Raw genomic sequence first — 21,974 nt, 5'->3', positions numbered from 1 at the left:
GAGGGAAGCGGCTGAAGCCGTGCCCGCGGAAAGCGTCCGTCCTGGAGCGCAATGACAGAAGAACATACGAATTTCTCAACAAGTTGAAAAGGATGACCGCTTTGGCGGTCATCCTTTTTGGCGTTAAATAGCTGTTTCTTCCGCTGTTTTTGGCACAAGCATTTGCAGTCTTTTTGGCTGGATTTGAATAGTTACAGGCGTTTTCAAATAAATCTCTCCGTCAGTATCCACTTCCATTTCCTGTTCTGTCCGGATGGTGATGTGTTTTCCTTGATGATGCGTGATATGGTCCAGTTCTTCCGGGGAGACATCCGGCTGGGAAAGCGAGAACCATTCCCGAATCGCTGCAAGTGAGGATGTCTGGATGATGAAAATATCAAGCAAGCCATCAGCAGGATCAATTGTGGCGAGTGGAAATGTGTGGGTGCCAATCGATTTTCCATTCATCACCAGCACTGCCACTCCTTCCTCGATATAATGAACGCCATCAATTTCCATAAAGATAGAAAAAGATTCAGATTGGCGCATCGTTTGAAGGGCGCTCATAAAATAACTCAATTTACCGTAGCGCTCTTTCAAATCCGGATCAATATTCAACGAAGCATCAGCAATCAAGCCGATGCCGGCAAAGTTTAAAAACGAATGTTCATTGATCTGAGCGGAATCGATTTCTTTAATCTCCCCGCTGACCAACTCTTCGGCAGCTGTATCGAGTGCCATTGAAATAGTAAGTGTACGCGCAAAATCATTGCAGGTACCGCTTGGAATGATGCCGAGAATAGGTGGTTCTTCTACACTGGAAAGTGCTTGGACAGCTGAATGGACAGTTCCATCTCCTCCGGCAACAAAAAGGACTTCTGCAGCACCAGATGAATTTTTACAGGCTTCTTCAAATTCCTCTTTAGAATGTGTTTGGATGAGTTCCAGCTTTTTTGAAGCCCTGGCGAGAGCCGGTACGGCTAAAGGAAGTACCGCCTCGGACGTTGCTGCTCCTGCCGCTCCGTTATACAATAAGACCGAACGCCCAAATCTCGGCATGCATTAAACCTCCTTAAATCTCTTGTTAATATTCATTTTCCACTAATCACTCAATCATAAACTATGCAGTGCAATCAGTCATTCAAAAGAAAGAAGGTATATTTTCATGACATCAAAACTTTATTACGAGGATTCTGAGCTGGCCAAGGCGTCTGTTACAGTCACCCAGACAGGTGAAGATGCAAAAGGGATATTTGTTATTTTGGACCAGACTTGTTTTTACCCTGAAGGTGGAGGCCAGCCGGGGGATACCGGCACAATTGGAGATGCCAACGTTCTGGATGTTCAGACAGTCGATGGAGAAATTCGCCATTATACGGACTCTAAGCTGACTGAAGGCACTTTTCCGGCTGAACTGGACTGGAAACGAAGATGGGATCATATGCAGCAGCATGCCGGCCAGCACGTTTTGAGTGCAGTGTTTGATGATGGCCATGACATGAAGACTTCCAGCTTCCATTTGGGAGAGGAAAGGGTCTCAATTGACTTGGATACCCCTCAAGTTTCCAAAGAACAGCTGCTGGAAGCGGAGACCGCGGCAAATGAGGTCATTCGGCAGCATCTGCCAATCAGCACGGAATGGGTTTCCGATGAGCAGGCAAAAAACTTGGAGCTGAGAAAAACTCCTGCTGTGACTGGGGAGATCCGGTTGGTGAAAATTGAAGGTGTGGACCTTAATGCTTGCGGAGGGACCCATCCTAAAAATACAGCGGATATCGCGATGATTAAAATCATCGGCACGGAAAAAGCGAAAGGCGGCACACGCGTATATTTCTTATGTGGAAACCGGGCAATGGATTATTTCCGGCAGCTGGTTGAAACGACGGACGAATTGGTCCAGCAGCTGAATGCCCCGGTACAGGAACTTCCGGAAGCTGCAGCTTTGCTGCTGAAAGAAAAAGTGGGAAATGAGAAAGTGCTGAAAGAACTTCGAACCCAATTGCTGGAAGCGGAAGCAGCGGCCATCCAGCCGGAAGATGATACGGGACTGATCCAGCAAGTATTCCACAATCGACCGGTAAAAGAAGTTCAGCAGCTGGCGCGTCTGGCAATCGCCAAACAGCCTTCAGCGGTTTTACTGTTTTTGATTGCAGAAGAAGAAAACATCCGCTTTGTTTGCGCCAAGGGTGAAGAAGCGGAAGGAGACATGAGAAACGTATTGAAAGAACTGCTGTTGCTGACGGATGGAAAAGGCGGCGGCAATGCACAGTTTGTCCAAGGCGGCGGAAAAACAGAACATTCTCCTGAAATGTTCTTTCGTGCTTTTCAATTGAGTTTGAAAAATATCCAAGGAATTCTGTAACTTTTTCAGATTTTTCCTGTCTAATGGAAAAAGAGCGGATTGAAAGGATGTAGGCGAAAATGAAGAAAAGGAGTATTTGGCTAATAGTTGCAGCAGCTGTTGCAGCAATTGCTTTGTCACTTGTTTTTATCGTCGATAAAGTATCGGTAAGTGCATCTTCCATTGCCTTGGCGGAACAAGGATGGCAGGCGAACTTTTCTTCTGCGCTTCATCCCGATGCCGTCAAAGACGGGGATCTGTATATCACAAATGAAAATGGTGAACCGGTTGATGTGGAAATGGCTTTGAATAACAATGGCAAGACCATTGAAATTCCGCAAATCCCAGTGGGAGAGTACAAGCTTCATATCAAAAAGTCTGCATTAAAGGGGAATTTATTGAAATCGCTGGATGTAAAAGAAATCGCTTTTAGCGTCCAGGAAGAAATTACTGCCTTGACCAGTGAAGAAGAATTGAAAGCTTACTTTGCTCAATTGCTGGCTTTGCAAAAGAATAGCCAACAGCCGGGATTATTCAATAATGAAGGCGGAGCTGTAGAGGAATCCGCTGAAAGCGGCGATGCCAGCCAGGATTCTGGAGGCGGCGGGGAACATTCGACGACAAACAATCAAGTTGAAGGCGTGGATGAAGCCGATATGGTGAAAACGGATGGTTCTTTTATCTACTCAATCAGCGAATCACAGGTCATCATTTCAGACGTCCGCAAACCGGATGCAATGACGGTCGCAAGTAATATAAAATTTCAAGAGGAAATGTATCCGCAGCAGCTGTTTTTGTCGGGAGATACCTTGATAATAATAGGTAGCCGGTATTCTGCCATACCGTTTGAAGACACGGTTAGAGAATTCCAGCCTCATATTGGTTTAACCTCTGTTTTCCTTTATGACATCAGCAATCCAGCAGCGCCGCAGCTGATCCGGGAATTTGGGACAGAAGGAAGTTTGAACAGCGCGCGTCTTGCCAATGACATCTTATACTACGTCACAAATGTTTACCCTGATTTTTGGACATTGGAAGAGCAAAGTGGCGTTGAATTACGTCCGCATACCTATGATTCTAATGACAACAATAATCTTAAGCCCATGCCTTATGAGAACATTTCCATCCTTCCAGGAACTATGGAAGGCAGCTACAGCGTTATATCGGCAATCGATTTGGCTGAACCGGCACAGAATACTGTCTCAACAAAAGGTTTTTTAGGAGGCAGTGAACAACTCTATATGACAGAAGAAAGCATGTATTTGACTGCAGCGAAATACATGCCGGTGGATGAAGAGAATGTAGAAGATGATGTGCGCATGTCGATTTGGCTTCCACAATTGGCCAACACGGAAATCTTTAAATTCACATTAGACAGAACAGATGTGCAGTTTCTGTCTTCAGGCGAAGTAACAGGAACTTTACTCAATCAATTCTCAATGGATGAACACAATGGATTTTTCCGGATTGTTACGACGGAAGGAATTGCGTGGGATGAGGCAGCGCCTTCCAAAAACCATTTGTTCATCTTGGATAGCGGCATGAAACAAGTGGGATCTGTGGAGGACTTGGCTAAAGGAGAGCGGATTTACTCAGCCCGTTTCATCGGAGACAAAGCTTATATGGTGACGTTCAAAGAAACGGATCCTTTGTTTGTCATCGACGTTTCGGCTCCAACAGCCCCGAAAGTATTAGGCGAACTGAAAATTCCAGGATTCTCGAATTATTTGCATCCACTGGATGAAAATCATTTAATCGGCTTTGGTTATGACACCAAATTGGAACCGGTAAAAGGTGGAGAGCCTCGAATCGTAACAGGAGGAATGAAGATTTCCCTATTTGATGTCAGTGATTTTTCAAATCCACTGGAAAAAGATACGGAAATCCTTGGTGGCCCGGGGACCTATTCGCCGCTGCAATATGACCACAAAGCCTTGTATATCCATCCCGCAACCGATTTGTTCGGCTTCCCGGTTACTTTATACGGCGAGTCAGATGGTACAGAAGTGAACTTTGAAGCAGCCGGAGCTATGATTTATACGATTACTCCGGAAGGCATCACCGAAACCGCCAATCTGATGACAGCATCTGAAATGCCCTACGAAGACTGGGAAACCAGCGTGCAGCGCATCGTCTCCATTGGAGACACTTTATATACGGTAGCGCATAGTGAAGTGAAAAGTTATAGTGCTGATACGTTCGACTTGCTGCAAACTTTAAATTTCTAAAATAAGGACTGGACCGCAGATACACTCGAGAAATCCGAGTGTATCTGCGGTCTTTTATACGTGGTTTGAAGCCGAAAAATACAAGAGCAATTTTTTTTCTAACGTTTTTCATTAGCAGAAAAAGGGAAGAAGAAAAGTATTCTGAAAATAACGGAGGGATACGGATGAAAGCTGTAACTTTTCAAGGCACGAAAGATATGAAAGTCAAAAATGTGAAAGATCCAGAAATCCAGAAAAAAGAAGATATTATTGTCAGAATTACTTCGACGGCAATCTGTGGAACGGATTTGCATATTTATCAAGGGGCCCTGCCGACGACGAAAGATACAGTCATTGGCCATGAACCTATGGGGATAGTTGAAGAAGTTGGACCTGATGTAACAAAAGTAAAAAAAGGCGATCGTATTGTATTGCCGTTTAATGTAAGTTGCGGTCATTGTTTCTATTGCAGCCATGACATGGAGAGCCAGTGCGACAACTCAAATGGCAACCCTCATTTTGATACTGGCGGCTATTTAGGACTGACTGAGCGCTATGGCGACTATCAAGGAGGACAAGCTGAATATTTGCGTGTCCCTTATGGAAATTTCATGCCTTTAGTGATTCCGGAATCATCCGAGCTTGAAGATGAGTCATTGCTGTTCTTGTCGGATGTTTTGCCAACGGCTTGGTGGAGTGTAGAGAATGCAGGAGTACGGCAAGGAGATACTGTGGTTGTTTTAGGTTGCGGACCGGTTGGTTTGATGGCGCAGAAGTTTGCCTGGATGCAAGGGGCCAAGCGGGTTATTGCCATTGATGAAATTCCATATCGCATGAATCTGGCGAAAAAAATCAATAATGTAGAAGTGTTCGATTTTTCGCAGCATGATAATATGGGAGCGTTCATCCATGAAATTACAAGCGGAGGAGCTCGCGTCGTCATCGATTGCGTAGGGATGGATGGCAAGAAATCCCCAGCTGAAGCAGTTCAGCAAAAATTGTTCCTTCAAGGCGGTACACTCAGTGCGATTAAAACTGCCAAAGATGCAGTCAGTAAATTCGGGGTTATCCAGTTAACCGGGGTTTATGGTTTGAACTATAATCAGTTCCCGTTAGGCCATCTTTTTGAACGCAATATTACACTGAAAATGGGGCAGGCACCAGTTATCCATTTGATGCCAATGCTTTACGAGAAGATTGAAAACGGTGAATTCGATCCACGTGAAATCATTTCGCATATCATGCCGCTTGAGGAAGCAAGCGATGCCTATAAAATTTTCAATGACCATACAGATGATTGCACAAAAGTGGTCTTGAAACCATAATGTCACAAACATGATTTAATTTTATTAGATTAAGCGCCCCATATGGCTTGGGGCGTTTAAATTTTTGTCCAAACACGGTATGATGAGAGATAAAAAGAAATTCACTCAATGGTGTTTTAAGCCGCTGAGTGTTAAAACGGGATGAAAGTTAGGGGAGGAAGCCTGTGGCTCAAATTGGAGAAACTAGACGCGAGCTTGCCTTGGATTGTTTTCTGTTAGCTGGAAAAATTTTAATGGAAAATGGAGCAGAAACTTATCGCGTGGAAGATACAATGATCCGGATGGCGGTTTCTCAAAAAATGACGAATTCCCATTGTTTTGTGACACCTACCGGAATTATGTTTTCTCCAAGTGATGAGTTGCCTACACGATTTGTCCGAATCAACAATCGCCAAACAGATTTAGAACGGGTTGCTCTTGTGAATTCGGTCTCTAGAAGATTGGTAGCAGGCGAATTTACGCTTTCGCAAGCTTATGATGAATTACAGAAAATTGACCAAACAAACCTGAAGTTTAATATATGGCTGCAAATTTTAGCGGCTGCTACTGCAAGTGGCTGTTTTCTTATTTTACTTGGAGGCAGCTGGACTGATTTGCCTTTTGCTTTTGTATTCGGGGGCACCGGTTTTATCATTGTGGAAACCATCTTAGAAAGAACCCGTGTGAAATTTTTTGCTGAATTTATCGGCTCACTCGCTATTGGCCTATTAGCTTTACTGGCCGTCCATTCCGGTTTCGGGAAAGATTTGGACACAATTATAATCGGGTCCATCATGCCGCTAGTCCCGGGGCTGCTCATTACCAATGCAGTCCGTGACTTGATGGCTGGCCATTTCGTTTCAGGACTATCAAAAGGCGCGGAAGCATTTTTGACGGCATTTGCCATAGGAGGCGGCATTGCTTTAATTTTATCATTTTAGGAGGAAATTGAATGAATTGGCCATTAGAGGCATTTCTTAGTTTTCTGGCGGCCGGTGCATTTGGCGTTATTTTCAATACACCGCGCCAGACCTTAATCAGTTGCGGTTTGGTGGGGATGACCGGCTGGCTCATTTACCGCAGCTATAATCTCATGATGGATGACTCGGTTCAGGCAACTTTTGCGGGAGCTTTCGGAGTCGCGATTGTAGCCCATTTGCTGGCGAAAAAGTTCAAGATGCCCATGATCATATTTAGTGTGGCGGGGATTATTCCGCTGGTGCCGGGGAGCAAAGCTTATAATGCCATGCGCAATATTGTTGAAAATAATTACCTGGAAGCCATCACATTTGCTTCTGAAGCCTTGATGATTTCTGGGGCAGTAGCGATGGGACTGGTATTTGCGGAAGTGCTCATGCAAGCTTTCTTCAAGCATCAGGCAAAACGGATCCAAAAAAAAATCGGTATTACCCTGGAGTAAAACTAGGGTTATACCGATTTTTTATTTTAGCCATTTTTCTAATTCTTGGGCTTCCATAGGGCGCCCTGAAATATATCCTTGGATAATGTCGCAGTCCATGGCCTTCAGCAATTCCAGCTGATCGTTCGTTTCGACTCCTTCAGCGGTAACTTGGAAATCCAAGCTCTTGCCGAACTGAATCATACCTTTGATCATTTTCTGCATTTTTTCTTGTTTGGTAATCGTTTGAATAATGTCGCGGTCAATCTTTAAACTGGAAATCGGCAGCATGAGCATATAACGGAATGATGCATAACCTGTGCCGAAATCATCAAGCGAGAATGAAATGCCGGCTTGATGCAGCTGTTTCATTTGTTTAATGATGGATTGTTCAGCCTCTGCTTCTAAGGCGAATTTCTCAGTTATTTCAATGGTCAGCGAATTGGCGTCGCATTCATTAAGCTGCAGCTGCTGCAAGAAAACTTTCGCCATATCCTTGTCGCGGAATTCACGAATGGATGAGTTGATGCTGACATTTATGTCGATGCCTTTTGCTTTCCATTCTTTCATCTGTGCGCAGACCGTCTCAAGGACATACATTCCAATTTCATGGATGCTTCCGCTTTCTTCAGCAATTGGAATCAATTCATCGGGTGTAACGACCCCAATCTCCGAATCTTCCCATCTCACCAGCGCTTCTACGCCTTCTACTTTTCCGGTTTTCAAGTTGACTTGCGGCTGATAAAGCAAGCGCAAATTCCGGCGGTCAAGGGCATGAATCAGACGTTTTTCAATAAGAGATTTTCGGTTCAGCCGTTCGTGGTCGTCCGATGTAAGAATGGAAATGGCGCTGCCGCCGCGTTCCTTCACTTTTTTGATGGTAGCGTAAGATGCTTTGATCAAATGGACGAACGATTGCTGGTCTTCAGGATAACGGGTAATGGCCCCGCTGATTGTTAAAGGAATTGCCGTTCCTTGCAGGTAAATTGGATGCTGCTGCAAATAATGCAGGAATCCTTCGATAAACCAGCTGCTGAGAGGAGTCACCAAAGCAAACTCATGCAAGCCTGAACGGGTAATGACCGAATCAGAGAAATACATGCGAAGGCGTTTTGTGAACTCAATCAGGAGTTCATTTTCTGTATCTGTATTGGAAACGTCCCTCAAAGTATAAAAACGGTCAATATCCAGGAAAACAAAAGAAAAGTGCTTGCCTTCCTCGATAAATTCATTAACCACTTGTTCCAGGCGATGGCGGTTTTCGAGACCAGTGATGGGATCTACGAAAGCAATTTGCTCCAGATGCTGCTGGGCTTTCTTTGCTGTTGTTATATCCTTTTCAAGGAAGATATAATAAGTATCATCCCCTTTAATCTGCATTGGGATGGCTGTTAAATCGACCCAGTAAACCTCGCCGTCTTTTTTCAGTTTCTTAACTTGGCCGTTCCATACGTTGCCTTCTTTTAATGTAGCTGTGAGCGATTCTACAAACCGGATATCTTCGCTTTGTTCTCCAAACATTGACCAGATCGGTTTGCCGAGTATCCGTTTTGGTGTCCATTTGCTCAATTTTAGGAATAGGGGGTTTGCATACGTAATTAAAAATTCTTCATCAAAATACAGAAGCATGAACGAGTCATCCAATCCGTTGCGCAAGCTGTTGAGTTCCCTGCTGGCTGATCCTTCTTCATCAGCCTCATCCACTTCAAAAATAGACATGACAAATTGCTCGTTATCCGCCGAAAAAGCTTTTGTTACGATTGTTGTATAAGTGCGAGAGCCGTTTCCTAAACCTACTTCCATTTCTTCGAACCGTATAGGTTCTTTGCTATGTAAAATGGTTTCCCAAGAATGCTTGTAAAGCGCAGCTTTTTCAGGGTTCATATAAGGATAAAGTTGCCCTTTGAGCAAATTCGTTTCGAGTTGGAAAACACGTTCAGCATGGCGGTTGCACCATACAACAAGTCCGTCTTTGTCCATAATGATAATGGGAAAAGGGATATGGTTAAAAACGAGATTATCTGATAATAGTTCTTGCAATTCACTCATTCCATGACGCTCCTTCTCCGTAGTTTATTTCCATTATAAAGAAGAAAAGGACCATCGTCATCCTTTTCAAAATATCTGCGTGCGAAAGTTCACGATACATTCACTATGTTTATTCTAACAGCCATGAGAGAATGGTGGAAGAAAAAAAGAAAATTATGAGAGAAATGAAAGAAGAGGGAATAAAAATGAAGAAAATTACAATTATTTCATTATTAATATTAGCTATGCTGCCGCTTTCTGTACAAGCCCATACTACGCTGATTTCATCCAATCCTGCTGAAGGGGAAGTCCTTCAAACACCGCCCCAGGAACTAGAGCTGGTTTTTGGCACAGTCATTGAAGAAGGAAGTACGATGACACTGAAAGGGCCGGATCAATCTTATCCTATAGAAGATATCGTAATTTCTGAAAATACCATGACCGGTGCAATCAGTGAAGAACTGCCGAACGGCCAATACATCATAGGCTGGGATATCATCGGAGAAGACGGCCATCCGATTGAAGGCGAAGTTCCTTTTAATTTAACTGCTGAAGCTGCTGCAGAAGAACCGCCTGCTGAAAATAATCCCACTGAAGAAGAACCTGTAATTGAAGAGCAAACAGAAAGCCCGGAAGCGACGGGAACTGCTGAAAGCGGCCAAGAGGAAGGCAACCCACTGTCCACCATTTTGCTTGTTGCCGCTGCTATTTTAGTGGGATTCGGTGTTTATAAGCTTCTTAAGAAAAAAGCATGATTTTTTTTACGGCGCTTTCCGATGTCTTGTTGTATATTGCATTTTCGTATATCATCGGTTCAGTGGTTTTAGGGTTTGTACCAAAGACGCATAAGCCGGTAATCCAGGAATCCAATGTTATGCGGCTTTTGAGTGTCGCCGGCATTGCCTTATTTTCACTTGCACCGGTAATTAAGTTAACCGTTTTTTTGAATAATGGAGAGAGCTGGTTCAGCACCTTGTTTCGTGTAATGATCGACTACCGTGTTGGAAACGGCTGGGTGTTGACTTTGTTGTTTTGTGTGCTTCTCGGGCTGACTGTGTATTACAGCGGATCCGTGCATATGCGCTTGTATTATACGGGAATCCTAGTCTTGATCGTCGGTTTTTTCAGCCATGTTTCCACTTTGAATTTATGGGGCGGCTTTATCAGCCATTCCCTTCATTTTTTAGCCATGTCGCTATGGATTGGTGTATTGCTCCATGTGGCGTGGTTTGCACAAGACGGCTCGAACTGGCGCCGTTTCATTTCCTGGTTCACACCTTTTGCATTAGCTTGTGTAGCCATGCTAATAATCAGCGGAATCTTCATAATGCTGTTTTTTGTAGAACCTGAAGATTATGTGAGGTCATGGATACTGCCTTATGGCCAGCTGCTGTTGCTGAAGCATCTAGTCATCATTCCCGTTTTGGCTGCTGCATGGATCAACGGATTTTTGAATCGAAAAGGAAGTTATGATCGAGCTTGGCTGAAAGTGGAATTTTTATTGATTTTGCTGGTTTTTGTTTTTACCGCTTTTATGAGCAAGCAAGCACCGCCGCATGATATCAATAATACATTTCGGTCAGAAGGTCCTGCTCCACTGATCGAGCTGTTGAAAGGCCCTCAGTTCATCCCGATTAATGGAGCATGGTCTGTTTCGATGAACGGCATCTTGTTGATGGTTATAGGCATCATGTGTTTAGCCATGATGGTGCTGGGCTATAAAAAACAATTGCCGCTTTGGCTGTCATTCATTTTCGGACTGATTTTTGTAGGCGCGGTATATGCCGGGTTAATGTTGAATATTGCATTTTAACAATAGCAAAGAATAGATTGCCAGTTGGAGAAAGGAAAGGTTCGATGGGGCGTATTAAAGGGGTTGCCATGATTATAAGCGGTGCCATGCTTTGGGGTGCGACAGGTCCATTGATGGAGTGGTCACTGGCAACCTTCGGCTTTTCTGCATCATTCCTGTCCACGGTCCGGCTGGTACTTGCCGGGCTGCTGCTGCTTGGATTTTTAAAATTAAAAAATATCCCGATTACTTCAATTTTCAGGGACAAGGTTTGGATTCGTCCGCTGCTGATTTTCTCTGTCTTCGGCATGCTTGCTGTCCAGTACTCATTTGTAGCAGCAATTGAAGCAAGTGACGCGGTCGTTGCGACGCTGCTCCAATTTTTGGCACCAATTTACATCATTTTATTTGTTTCGTTGCGGCAGAAAAAGCTGCCTCCCTTTTATCAGATTACAGGTATGGCTGGAACGCTGATCGGCTTGTTTCTGCTGTTGACGAATGGGCAGCCGGATAAATTGATCATTAGCGGAGAAGCGTTGTTCTGGGGGCTGCTTGTCGGTTTGACGTTTGCATTCTATACCTTGTATCCGGCACGGTTGATGCAGGAATGGGGCGTGCTGCTTGTCGTCGGCTGGTCGATGCTGTTTGGCGGAGCATTTTTAGGGATAGTCGATCCGATTTTTCTTTCAAACGAATGGGAGAAATTCCTTGATGGCCGGGCAGTTCTGGCAATGGCAGCCATTATTGTGATTGGGACAGTGGCTTTTGTTTTATTCTTGAGCAGCATGCGTTTTATCTCTCCTATTGAAACAAGCATCCTGTCTTCTCTTGAACCTTTGACAGCCATGGTGATTTCTGTTTTCTGGTTTCATCAGATGCTGGCGCCTGTCCAACTGGCAGGAGCTTTGATCATGCTTGTTTTTGTTACTTGGCTGTCTTTAGCCGGAAATTTAAAACCGAAAAAAAAGAAAGCTGAATACTCGGCACGCAGTACCTTATGAAGGTGCTGCTTTTTTTATATTTTCCAGAGATTATTGCTATCTGTTGTCAGAGAATTGTGGCATAATAGTCAACATAAAAGATTCGTGTTTCGAAATGTTTAGGGGGTTAACCGGGTGAAAACTGTTTTTTCTTACGCCAAGCCGTATAAGTTGCTGATTGGAATCGCTTTGGCTTTTATGCTACTGGAATTGACGGTTGAGCTGATGCAACCATTGGTTATTGCGAAGATTATCGACGATGGCATCATCGCTGGAAACCGGGACCAAATTATCCAGTATGGATTTATCCTGATGGCATTATCGGCAGTTGCTTTTGGAGCTGGAATTATTAATTCTTATTATGCCGCGCATGTATCGCAGAGCTTTTCTTTTGATTTGCGCAAAGCTCTCTATGGGCGCATCCAATCGTTTTCAATTGCCACTTTCAACAAGTTTCCGGCATCCGGTTTGATAACGCGCTTAACAAGCGATGTCACGATGGTGCAGCAAGTGCTGTTCATGGGGCTTCGCATTATGCTGCGTGCGCCGCTACTGGTAATCGGAAGCATGATTATGGCACTCTTGGTAAATGCCAAACTGGCGTTTTACTTGGTGATTGTCTTCCCATTTCTGCTGATTTTTTTATATGTCATGGTCAGAAAAGGCGTGACGTATTTTAGTTTTGTCCAGCGGCGCCTTGACCGCCTAAATCGAATGATTCAGGAAAACCTGCAAGCGGTGCGGCTGATCAAAGCGTATTTGCGCGGCAAATACGAAGCCAGCCGTTTTTCAGAAGTGGCCGTGTCATTAAAAGTGGATACTGTCAAAGCGTTCCGCGTCATGGAAATCATTTTGCCGGTCTTATTATTTGGAATGAACTTGGCTTTATTGGGAGTCATCTGGTTCGGAGCTAATGAGATCCGGCAAGGCGGAGCCCAAATTGGGGAGCTTGTGGCCATAGTGAACTATGCCATGCGCATGACGGGAGCTTTTTCAATGTTTTCGTTTATCATCATGGCTTATGCAAGGTCGAAAGCTTCTTCCGGACGGATTGAAGAAGTGCTGCTGGCAGAAGATGTCCGTGAAAAAGAAGAAATAGGGGAAGAAAAGGCGGTTCGCCAAGGAGAAGTGGTATTCGAAAATGTTTCGTTCACTTATTCGGGGACGAGCCAAAAAGTTCTGAAAAATATCTCTTTTAAAATGAAGCCTAATGAAAAATTGGCTATCATGGGAGCGACGGGTTCAGGAAAATCTTCACTGCTCCAGCTCATTCCGCGGTTTTATGACGCAACAGAAGGCACTGTCTATATCCATGGCCGTGATGTAAAGGAATGGTCATTGCGGTCGCTCAGAAAAACGATCGGCGTTGTCCCTCAGCAATCATTGCTGTTTACAGGGACGATTTCCGATAACCTGTCATGGGGCAAAGAACAGGCGCTGCAGGAAGAGCTGGCGGGCGCAGCTGTAAAAGCACAGATCCATGATACTGTCGTGAGATTTCCGAAAGGCTACAGCACCCGTGTTGGCCAAAAAGGCGTCAACTTATCAGGCGGCCAAAAGCAGCGGCTGTCGATTGCGCGGGCGCTTGTCCGGAAGCCATCGATTTTGATTCTGGATGATAGCACGAGTGCACTTGACGTAAAAACAGAAGCAGCATTATGGGAAGAACTGGAGCACGAAAAAGCGACGATGCTTATCGTAACCCAGAAAATTCGCACCGCATTAAAAGCGGATCGTATTCTGCTCCTTGAAGAAGGAGAAATATCGGCATATGGAACTCACGAACAGCTTCTGGAAAGCTCAGAATTATATAAACAAATTGCGATGTCGCAACAAGAGGAGGAGGTGGACGAGTATGTTTGATGCAATCCGCCGGCCTTTCGGTTATGAACCGGTCATTAAAAAAGAGGATCTGGCAAAAGGTGCTTCCAAGAAAACGGAGCGGGCGGAAAACTGGAAGTCCACGCTGCTGCGTATCTGGAAACTGGTGGATGAGCACCGTTTGCTATTGATCACGGTATTGTCGCTTGTATTTGTCAGTTCGGCGCTCGCACTCCTTGGCCCTTATTTAATCGGCCATATTATTGATGCCTATATCGTGCCGCAAAAATTCGAGGGAATGGGGCCGATTGTGTTGTGGCTTATTGTGGTCTATATCGGCCATTCCATATCGCTTTATTTGCAGAACTATTGGATGGTCGGTATTGCCCAGCAAGTGATTTACCGTATGCGTACAGCCTTATTTCAGCATATGCAGCGGTTGCCGGTGTCTTTCTTTGATAAGCGGCAGCACGGAGAATTAATGAGCCGGATGACCAATGATATTGAAAACGTCTCTACGACATTGAACAGTTCATTTATCCAGGTTTTCTCAAGTGTCTTGACGCTGACGGGCACGGTGATTGTCATGCTGATGCTCAGTCCATTGCTGACTGTGCTGACGTTGCTCATCATCCCGCTTATGTACATTGCCATGCAATGGATCACGAAAAGAACAGGCAGGCTGTATAAAGAACAGCAGCAGGCGATCGGTGAACTTAACGGTTTGATTGAAGAAACCATTTCCGGCCAGAAAATCATTAAAGCATTTTCCCAGGAGCCGCGGGTCATGGAAGAGTTTCTCGTCAAAAGCGAACGCCTTCGGAGAACAGGGTTTTGGGCGTGGACTTATTCCGGATTTATTCCTAAAGTCATGAACTTCCTGAACAACGCAAGTTTTGCAATTGTCGCGGGTGCAGGCGGGATTCTGGCATTGAACGGTGAAATCACTATAGGGGTCATCGTCATCTTCACGGAATATGCCCGCCAATTTACCCGGCCGCTCAATGATTTGGCGAACCAGTTCAATACGGTATTATCCGCGATTGCAGGAGCAGAGCGCGTTTTTTCCATCATGGGAGAAACCGAGGAAAAAGACGATGAAGTCCAAAATGCGGATAAAGAGCTCCAGGGCTATGTCGAATTCGAAGATGTATCATTCAAATACGAAGGTGCGGAAGAAGATTGGACGATCCGCAATGTCAGTTTTACTGTGGGAATCGGCCAGACTGCCGCTCTTGTCGGCGCCACAGGGGCCGGGAAAACGACAATCATGCAGCTGCTCGCGCGTTTTTATGATGCCAATGAAGGTGAAATACGGATTGACAGCACGCCAATCGCTGAAATGCCGCGTGAAACGCTGCGCAAGCAAATTGCATTTGTGCTGCAGGATCCTTTTCTGTTTGAAGCGACGGTTTGGGAGAATATCCGCTATGGCCGCCTGAATGCTTCAGATGAGGAAATTATCGAAGCCGCGAAAAAAGCGAATGCCCATGATTTCATCGTTAAACTGCCTGATGGCTACGATACGGTCTTGAAAGGGGACGGTTCCATGATCAGCCAGGGCCAAAAGCAATTATTGTCGATTGCCCGCGCTTTGGTGGCCGATCCGGTCATTTTGCTGCTGGACGAAGCGACGAGCAGCATTGATACGGTCACGGAACTCAAAATTCAGGAAGCTCTGGAGCGCCTGATGGCGGGGCGCACGAGTTTTGTCATTGCCCATCGCTTGAATACCGTGCGGCAAGCTGATTTGGTCCTGGTCATGGAGATGGGGGAACTGGTGGAATACGGAACACAGCAGCAGTTAATAAATACACGCGGCCTATATGCCAATATGCTGGCAGATGCCAAATTATAACTAGATGTAAAAAGGCTGATCCGTTTTTTCGGATCAGCCTTTTTTTATGGATGGGTTTGCATAGGGGCTCTTGGTTTAAAGCGCCCTAATAGAATTTCACCAAGTGGAATTGTTTTAGGGATAAGAATCGATAAAGCGATCGGCACCATCAAACCAAGAAGCGTGTATGTGAGTAAATTAAATGGCAGGAATTCTTTTACAAAAAAGCCGACCAGAATGTGCAAGTACATAATGGAAATCGAGTGTTTTTCAATTTTCATTAGCCAAGGGAAAGTCGCCATTGAAGCCAGTTGCTGAAAAATGCCGACGATTAGAATGGTAAAAGCAATCGGAATAACAAGATCTAATAAAAAATGGTCATAGCGCAAAAATTTCATGCTCAGATGGTAGTCAATCCATCCGGCTTTATCCGCGAACATGGCGGTTGCTGCCACTCCAGCTGCTGCTAGAATAGCATTTCTAGGGATTTTCATCCAAAAAGACTTAAAGTAATAGCCAATAGCATAGTAAATGACGGCAATTAAAGCCACGTCCAAATTCCAAATCATCGGGATTTGCTGGGAAGCCACATCCGGTTCGCTTGCTAAGGTCATCGCAAAAGTGCCTTCAATTTGGGCAAGTACATAACAACTTGCTAAAATGGCAAGTTGAATGGAGCGTTTGAACCGGGTAATCCATAAAAAGAGCAGATAGGTGGCGAACATGACTGTCACAAACCAAAAGACACCATGTTCACCGCGGAGAAAACGTCCTCCAACCGTCATATCGATTAAATCCTGTCTTAGGAAAGAAGCTGTAAAACTGCCTTCTCCGATAGCGATGCCATATTTTATCGCTGCCAGCAGCAATAAGAAGAAAAGATAAGGGACCAGTAATTGCATAAATCGCTTGTGAATGGCAGGTTTTAAGTCGTTTGAATCTGTGATGGGTTTAAAAAACAGTCCACTCAATAGAAAAAATGCCGGCATATGGAACCAGTATATGTATTTTATAAGGGGGAAATCTGTTATCATGGGTCCGGAATAGTGTCCGATGACCACCAAAATCATCAGAAAACCTTTTACTGAGTCGACCCAGGTTAAGCGCGTTTTTGCCAAGACAATGACCTCCGAGAATAAACTTATCAACTCAGTATATCCTAGGAAATCAAGGATTAAACCGTTGATACAGAACGGTAAAAATTCGTTTAATTCAGTATTCTTATGTTAGGATAAAAATAATAACGGAAAGGATGGTGGAAAATGAATATCTCTCTATCAATTGAGTCATTTCCGCTGAATTCAGAAACCATAAAAGACATGAAAGACTTTTTAACTTTATTTCAGGAAGATTACAGTATGGTGCTGCAGGAGCCGGTCTGGGGAAGTGCAGATGCCAGAGGTTTTGCCGTAGTCGCCTATACGGATGAAGGGCAATTAATAGGGTTTGCAATTTCCGTTGATATTGTCGGCCTCCACCATTACGAATGGTCGGCGATTGTCCATCCGGATTACCGGAGGCAAACCATTGGAACTGCGCTTGCAGAAGGCATTCACCACGGACACGTGCAGCGGGAAGCTGAAGAGGAACTGGCGGCTTTTATTGAAGAGCCGGGAGCCTCTGAATTTCTTAAAAGTTTAGGCTATGAAGCTGATTTTAAAGAAATCCTGTTGGGGGTAACGGCTTTGGAAGAGCTGGATTTGCCGGACGGCTTAACAGTCGCGCCTTTTGACGGAGAGCGTGAAGAATTGGAATCTCTGCTGCGGGCAGCTTTTGATGAAGATGTGATTCCGGTGATTGCCCATAATCTGGAGGAAGCGGGAAGAGACGTCTGGGTCATGAAGAAAGATGGGCATCTGGTGGCAACTGCTACACTGATTGCGGAAGAAGATGCTTTATGGGTGACGGCTTTTGCGGTGCATCCTGAACAGCAAGGGAAAGGCTATGGGCAGGCTTTTCTATCCTGGAGCCGCAATTTGGCGTTTGTAGAAGGCAAACAACAAGTGCTGCTCGATGTGGAAACGGATAACCACGCACTCCGGGTATATGAAAAAGCTGGTTTTGAACCTGTCAATACAGTGGCATACTGGAGAAAAATCACGGCTGCTGAATAGAAAAAACCATCCGCTTCTGCAGATGGCCGTGTATGAAGGAAATCAACTTCCTGTTCCTTTAAATTCTTTTTCAGTGCCGTCAGAAAAACGGACTTCAATTTCAATGTTATTGTAGCCCGCTTCAATGCCGAATGCCCCTACCACTTGTTTAATGGCTTCATCATCAGCTGTCTCCGGGGATAAGTCCAGTTGCTGGAAAGCCGGTTCGATTTCATCCATCGCATCATTTCCGGATAAATCCTGGTTTTCTAATTTGTTCTCGAAGCTGGCTTCTATATTGTCGCGGTCTTCCTCATAGCTGATATCGATAGCATCATCTTGATCGGGATAATCTACATCGACACTGAATTCAGTAAAGCCGAACGTGTCGCCGCCAATACTTTCTTCATCAGTTCCGCCGCCAGGGGAAGCGTCACCTGGGCCAGGTGCAGGATCAGTTTGGGATTCATTGCCGACCGGTTCGTTTACTTCATCGCTTTCTCCGCAAGCCGACAAAACTAAAGCGGAAGAAAGCAGCAATGCCGTCAGTATAGATGTTTTGTTATAGGTCATGGAAGTCATCCTTTCGCATTAGATTCATTACCGACAGTATTCCCGATTTCTTTGTTTTTAATCGTTGTAGACAGTGGTCGAAAGTGTGCACCATAGCGGAGAACTGAGCTGAGCGGAGAAAAAGGAGAGCCGGAACGGAGCAGCTTATATGAACGATTATACAAATGGGCAAAACATTGCAGCGTCTTCTGAAAAAGGCATTCATACAGACTTTCAGCAAAGCATGACTTACGGGGAATATTTGCAACTTGATCAGTTGCTATCGGCCCAGAGCAGTATGAGCGGAGAACATGACGAAGCGCTGTTCATCATTATCCATCAAGTTTCCGAGCTGTGGATGAAACTGATTTTGCATGAATTGGACGCTGCAATCAGCCATGTGAACCAAGACAAGCTGCAGCCTGCCTTTAAACAATTGGCAAGGGTATCAAAAATTCAATCGCAAATTATCCAAGCGTGGGATGTATTGGCAACCATGACTCCTGCAGATTATCTGAAGTTCCGGGATACCCTTGGAAATGCCAGTGGATTTCAATCTTATCAATACCGCATGATTGAGTTCGCTTTAGGGTATAAAACTAAACATGTACTAAAAATTTATGAAAAAGAGCCAGCGCTGCATAAAGAGCTTGTTTTAGCGTTCAATAAACCAAGTATTTATGATGCAGCTATCCAAAAACTTGCACGAAGCGGATTGTATATCGAGTCTGACGTACTTGATCGAGATGTTACAACAGTCTATGAATCAAACATCAGTGTAAAAACTGCATGGAAAACGGTTTACCAGAACACCGACGAATACTGGGAATTATACCAGCTGGCAGAAAAGCTGGTGGACATTGAAGATTGCCTGCAGCAATGGCGATTCCGCCATATGAAAACTGTGGAACGCATTATCGGTTTCCGGCAGGGGACAGGCGGCTCTTCAGGCGTCCATTATTTGAAAAAAGTGCTGGATCACTATTTTTTCCCTGAACTTTGGGAACTGCGGACAGATATTTAGGAGGACAAGTCATGAAGATTTACGCACACAGAGGATGCTCAGGCACCTATCCGGAAAACACATTGGCTGCTTTTCGCGCAGCTGCAGAATTGCCGATCGACGGCATTGAAATCGACGTCCAATTGACCAAGGACGGAAAAATGGTCGTCATTCATGATGAAAGAATCAATAGGACGACGAACGGCAAAGGTTATGTAAAAGATCTGACGCTTGAGGAATTGCAGAAGTATGACGCTGGATCCTGGTTTTCTGAAGAATGGAGCGGAGAATACATTCCAACGCTGGATGAAGTGCTGGAAATCTTTCAGGACACCGATCATATCCTGAACATTGAAATCAAGTCAGATATATTCCCTTATGTGGGCTTAGTGGACAAAGTCATCAACTTGGCTACTAGAAGAGGGCTCCTTGACCGTATGATCATTTCTTCTTTCAATCACGAAGACGTTCAGAAAGTCTGCCATGAAACCGATGCGAAGTCTGCCATTATCACTTCACAAATTTATGTAGACATTTACGACTACGCACGCGTCATTGGCACAAAGCGGCTTCACATTTCATTGCCTTCCGCCTATCGGAAAATGACCACTGAAGCACTTCGGAAAGGTTCCATTGTTTATGTATGGACAGTAAACAGCCTGGAATACGCACAAGAACTGCAAAAAATCGGCATCCACGGAATCTTTACCGATTATCCCGAAAGGATGCTGAAAGAGCTTAAGTAAAGTGAAGGCGTCATTTGTATAGATTGTCGAGAAGCTCTCATTATTTTTCATTTCGCTCCAGGCGGACGCTTTCTTATCTGCAGTCAAATGGTTTCCTCTTTTTCCTGAAAGAACAGACGAAGTAAGGTTTTTTAAGCGATTGCTTTCCGTTCCGGCGCGCGCTTTCCGCGGGCTCGCGCCCAAGCCTCCTCAGCCGCTCTGCGTCTTGCGGGGTCTTGGTCGTCTCGCTATTCCGCAGGAGTCGCACACCTGCACTCCAAGCAACGGCGAATCCCTCAAAAAGGGGCATGCCAAAAGCCTGCCGGTTCCTATTTTTTTCAGCAGGCCGGCTGTGATTTGGTAAAAGAGAAATGGTTTTACAAAGCCTTGTCGGATTCGTAATGATGAAGAAGTCCATATCGAATAAGGTGAAATACAACTTTCATGAATTCATTGACACAGGCGATGACTGCAATCTGATGGAGTTTTCCAATGGGTTGCTTTTTTAATCGGTCGTAAGGTTCGACGATGATGTTCTTTGCTTTTTTAATAAGGAAATCATATTCGTCACTATAAAATAGAGGGTCTTCTGCAGCCGTTTGTTTCCGAGCTGACCTTACGCTTCATTCAACTTCTTTTTGTTTTCTTTAGTTGTTCTTTAAAACAGTAACTGTATAAGAAAGCCCTTTATTCTTCTTTCCTTCTCTCCAGATATGGAGCTAAACAGCGGAGGAAAACGTACTGTTTCTGTCTTTGCATCGCTGCGCTAGCTTCGAGACATGGAAAAGCGTATCGGTTAAGCGATAGCAATTAAATGATTTTTCTATTTTCTAAACAACCAAAAAAGAGGCGCAATTTGCGCCTCTTTTACCATTTTGCATAATGTTCTTCAATTGCTCCAAGCATTTGAAGGATTTTTAGTTTTTTGCCATCCGGATAACGGACATAGCCATTATAATAGCCGAAAAGCTGATGGACTTCAGATTTCACCAGTTTCATATCTGTTTTAGAAACCCGTTCAAAAAAAGGGGTGAAAGTCAGTTTCACATCATCGGAGAATTTGGTATGAATCAGCCATGGTTCCTTATAATTTTCCCGATTATAGTGAAACAGCACATCTTCATGGATTTTGGTCATTTTCCCGTTAACGAAAAAGGCATTTTCCGTCATGCCAGTGCCGTCTGTCCACTTGCCCCCTAAATTCAATCCAATCGATCTCCCCAACGAACGCTGCGAAGCTACTGCCCAGTTCCAGGAAGATTCACGCGGCCAAACTCCTCTGCCATAATCCAGCACGGCAAAACTGTCTTCCGGTTCGAAGTCAAAACGCTGGCTTCCGATTTTTACATATCCTGAAGTGGGAAGGGAAAGATGTTTCCCGGTAAATTGAAAGGTCTGCCGATTCCAGGGGATCACAACATTGAGAGAATCATAGGCTTCTGGATGCTGGATTTCCAGGGAGGCATGAAGAGATTCCCCATCAAAGTCCTCTATACTTACCTGCATCTGTGTCGTGTTCTGTTTATAGCTTATTTGAATATTCATATCGCCGTGGCGGAAATGGCAAGCATCTAGTACTTCATCCGATAATTTTAATTGCCTTGTAAAAGGTACGACCAAGGTCTTTTCATGAAACCGCTGTGTTTCATAATTTAAAAAATAGACAAAACAGACTGTTGCATAATCCAGATGGCAAATAGTGGCAGAAAACATGATTTCATCACCAAAAACGCACCAATAATTCCACTTTTTCTTTCTCATGAAGTTTCCCCGAAGGTTACTGACAACGATAGGCTGGCGTGCATATCCGATGGCTGCCGGATTTAATTGGCCTTTTGCATCACAAAGCATTACGTGTTCTGTAAGTTCTCGTTCTACATGCTGCATTAAATCCACCTCGCTCATCATTCTAC

The 21,974-nt window shown here is 44.5% G+C and carries 18 protein-coding genes; 13 read left to right on the top strand and 5 right to left on the bottom strand.

Translation table 11 applies throughout. The annotated features are described in order from the left end of the window. Window positions 1-123: 123 nt before the first annotated feature. Window positions 124-1,038 carry a diacylglycerol/lipid kinase family protein gene (locus tag ACSFXN_RS02035; RefSeq protein WP_437148544.1) on the bottom strand — a complete coding sequence of 305 codons (915 nt, stop codon included), beginning with the start codon at window positions 1,036-1,038 and terminating at the stop codon, window positions 124-126. A 106-nt stretch (window positions 1,039-1,144) separates the two neighbouring features. Between ACSFXN_RS02035 and ACSFXN_RS02030 the strand changes: the two genes are divergently transcribed. The 5 genes from ACSFXN_RS02030 (at window position 1,145) to ACSFXN_RS02010 (ending at window position 7,251) form a co-directional block, all read left to right on the top strand. Next, window positions 1,145-2,341, top strand: coding sequence for an alanyl-tRNA editing protein (locus ACSFXN_RS02030; protein WP_437148543.1), 1,197 nt, complete (start codon window positions 1,145-1,147; stop codon window positions 2,339-2,341). Between the two features lie 59 nt (window positions 2,342-2,400). Next, window positions 2,401-4,548: a beta-propeller domain-containing protein gene (locus ACSFXN_RS02025; RefSeq protein ID WP_437148542.1), complete on the top strand. Its 2,148-nt coding sequence runs from the start codon at window positions 2,401-2,403 to the stop codon at window positions 4,546-4,548. Between the two features lie 164 nt (window positions 4,549-4,712). Continuing rightward, on the top strand, window positions 4,713-5,852 hold the full coding sequence (locus tag ACSFXN_RS02020; RefSeq protein ID WP_437148541.1) for a zinc-dependent alcohol dehydrogenase: 1,140 nt from the start codon (window positions 4,713-4,715) through the stop codon (window positions 5,850-5,852). A 164-nt stretch (window positions 5,853-6,016) separates the two neighbouring features. Then, entirely contained in the window at window positions 6,017-6,772 is a 756-nt protein-coding gene (locus ACSFXN_RS02015) for a threonine/serine exporter family protein (RefSeq protein ID WP_437148540.1), read from the top strand. A gap of 11 nt (window positions 6,773-6,783) precedes the next feature. Continuing rightward, window positions 6,784-7,251, top strand: a complete 468-nt coding sequence (locus tag ACSFXN_RS02010; RefSeq protein WP_437148539.1) for a threonine/serine exporter family protein — start codon at window positions 6,784-6,786, stop codon at window positions 7,249-7,251. 21 nt (window positions 7,252-7,272) lie between these two features. On the opposite strand, the gene ACSFXN_RS02005 is transcribed toward ACSFXN_RS02010, so the two are convergent. Then, on the bottom strand, window positions 7,273-9,279 hold the full coding sequence (locus ACSFXN_RS02005) for an EAL domain-containing protein (RefSeq protein ID WP_437148538.1): 2,007 nt from the start codon (window positions 9,277-9,279) through the stop codon (window positions 7,273-7,275). A 185-nt stretch (window positions 9,280-9,464) separates the two neighbouring features. Here ACSFXN_RS02005 and ACSFXN_RS02000 point away from each other — a divergent pair, with 185 nt between their 5' ends. The 5 genes from ACSFXN_RS02000 (at window position 9,465) to ACSFXN_RS01980 (ending at window position 15,709) form a co-directional block, all read left to right on the top strand. Further along, window positions 9,465-10,013, top strand: coding sequence for a copper resistance CopC family protein (locus ACSFXN_RS02000; RefSeq protein ID WP_437148537.1), 549 nt, complete (start codon window positions 9,465-9,467; stop codon window positions 10,011-10,013). After that, complete coding sequence (locus ACSFXN_RS01995; protein WP_437148536.1) at window positions 10,010-11,071, top strand: copper resistance D family protein; 1,062 nt, start codon at window positions 10,010-10,012, stop codon at window positions 11,069-11,071. Before ACSFXN_RS02000 ends, ACSFXN_RS01995 begins: the two co-directional genes overlap by 4 nt. Before the next feature lie 44 nt (window positions 11,072-11,115). Next, a complete protein-coding gene (locus ACSFXN_RS01990; protein ID WP_437148535.1) occupies window positions 11,116-12,051 on the top strand; it encodes a DMT family transporter in 936 nt (311 codons plus the stop codon). Between the two features lie 114 nt (window positions 12,052-12,165). Then, the gene (locus ACSFXN_RS01985) at window positions 12,166-13,893 is read left to right on the top strand and encodes an ABC transporter ATP-binding protein (protein WP_437148534.1); all 1,728 of its coding nucleotides are present in this window, start codon (window positions 12,166-12,168) and stop codon (window positions 13,891-13,893) included. Beyond that, window positions 13,886-15,709 (top strand): ABC transporter ATP-binding protein, encoded by a 1,824-nt coding sequence (locus ACSFXN_RS01980; RefSeq protein ID WP_437148533.1) that lies wholly within the window; start codon window positions 13,886-13,888, stop codon window positions 15,707-15,709. The genes ACSFXN_RS01985 and ACSFXN_RS01980 overlap by 8 nt, the downstream gene beginning before the upstream one ends. A 44-nt stretch (window positions 15,710-15,753) precedes the next feature. On the opposite strand, the gene ACSFXN_RS01975 is transcribed toward ACSFXN_RS01980, so the two are convergent. Next, window positions 15,754-16,806 carry an acyltransferase family protein gene (locus ACSFXN_RS01975; RefSeq protein ID WP_437148532.1) on the bottom strand — a complete coding sequence of 351 codons (1,053 nt, stop codon included), beginning with the start codon at window positions 16,804-16,806 and terminating at the stop codon, window positions 15,754-15,756. Window positions 16,807-16,950: 144 nt separating this feature from the next. On the opposite strand from ACSFXN_RS01975, the gene ACSFXN_RS01970 reads away from it, so the two are divergent. Continuing rightward, window positions 16,951-17,802, top strand: coding sequence for a GNAT family N-acetyltransferase (locus ACSFXN_RS01970; RefSeq protein ID WP_437148531.1), 852 nt, complete (start codon window positions 16,951-16,953; stop codon window positions 17,800-17,802). Between the two features lie 42 nt (window positions 17,803-17,844). On the opposite strand, the gene ACSFXN_RS01965 is transcribed toward ACSFXN_RS01970, so the two are convergent. Beyond that, on the bottom strand, window positions 17,845-18,354 hold the full coding sequence (locus tag ACSFXN_RS01965) for a YusW family protein (protein ID WP_437148530.1): 510 nt from the start codon (window positions 18,352-18,354) through the stop codon (window positions 17,845-17,847). Between the two features lie 148 nt (window positions 18,355-18,502). On the opposite strand from ACSFXN_RS01965, the gene kynA reads away from it, so the two are divergent. Then, window positions 18,503-19,357 carry a tryptophan 2,3-dioxygenase gene (gene kynA, locus ACSFXN_RS01960; RefSeq protein ID WP_437148529.1) on the top strand — a complete coding sequence of 285 codons (855 nt, stop codon included), beginning with the start codon at window positions 18,503-18,505 and terminating at the stop codon, window positions 19,355-19,357. Between the two features lie 11 nt (window positions 19,358-19,368). Beyond that, a complete protein-coding gene (locus tag ACSFXN_RS01955) occupies window positions 19,369-20,082 on the top strand; it encodes a glycerophosphodiester phosphodiesterase (RefSeq protein ID WP_437148528.1) in 714 nt (237 codons plus the stop codon). 846 nt (window positions 20,083-20,928) lie between these two features. Here ACSFXN_RS01955 and ACSFXN_RS01950 read toward each other — a convergent pair. Then, complete coding sequence (locus ACSFXN_RS01950) at window positions 20,929-21,948, bottom strand: DUF2804 domain-containing protein (protein WP_437149146.1); 1,020 nt, start codon at window positions 21,946-21,948, stop codon at window positions 20,929-20,931. Between the last annotated feature and the right edge of the window lie 26 nt (window positions 21,949-21,974).

Origin of the sequence: Planococcus sp. 1R117A, from assembly GCF_051417975.1 — a bacterium.
Taxonomy (GTDB): Bacteria; Bacillota; Bacilli; order Bacillales_A; family Planococcaceae; genus Planococcus; species Planococcus shenhongbingii.
This window is presented reverse-complemented; position numbering and strand designations above follow the sequence as displayed.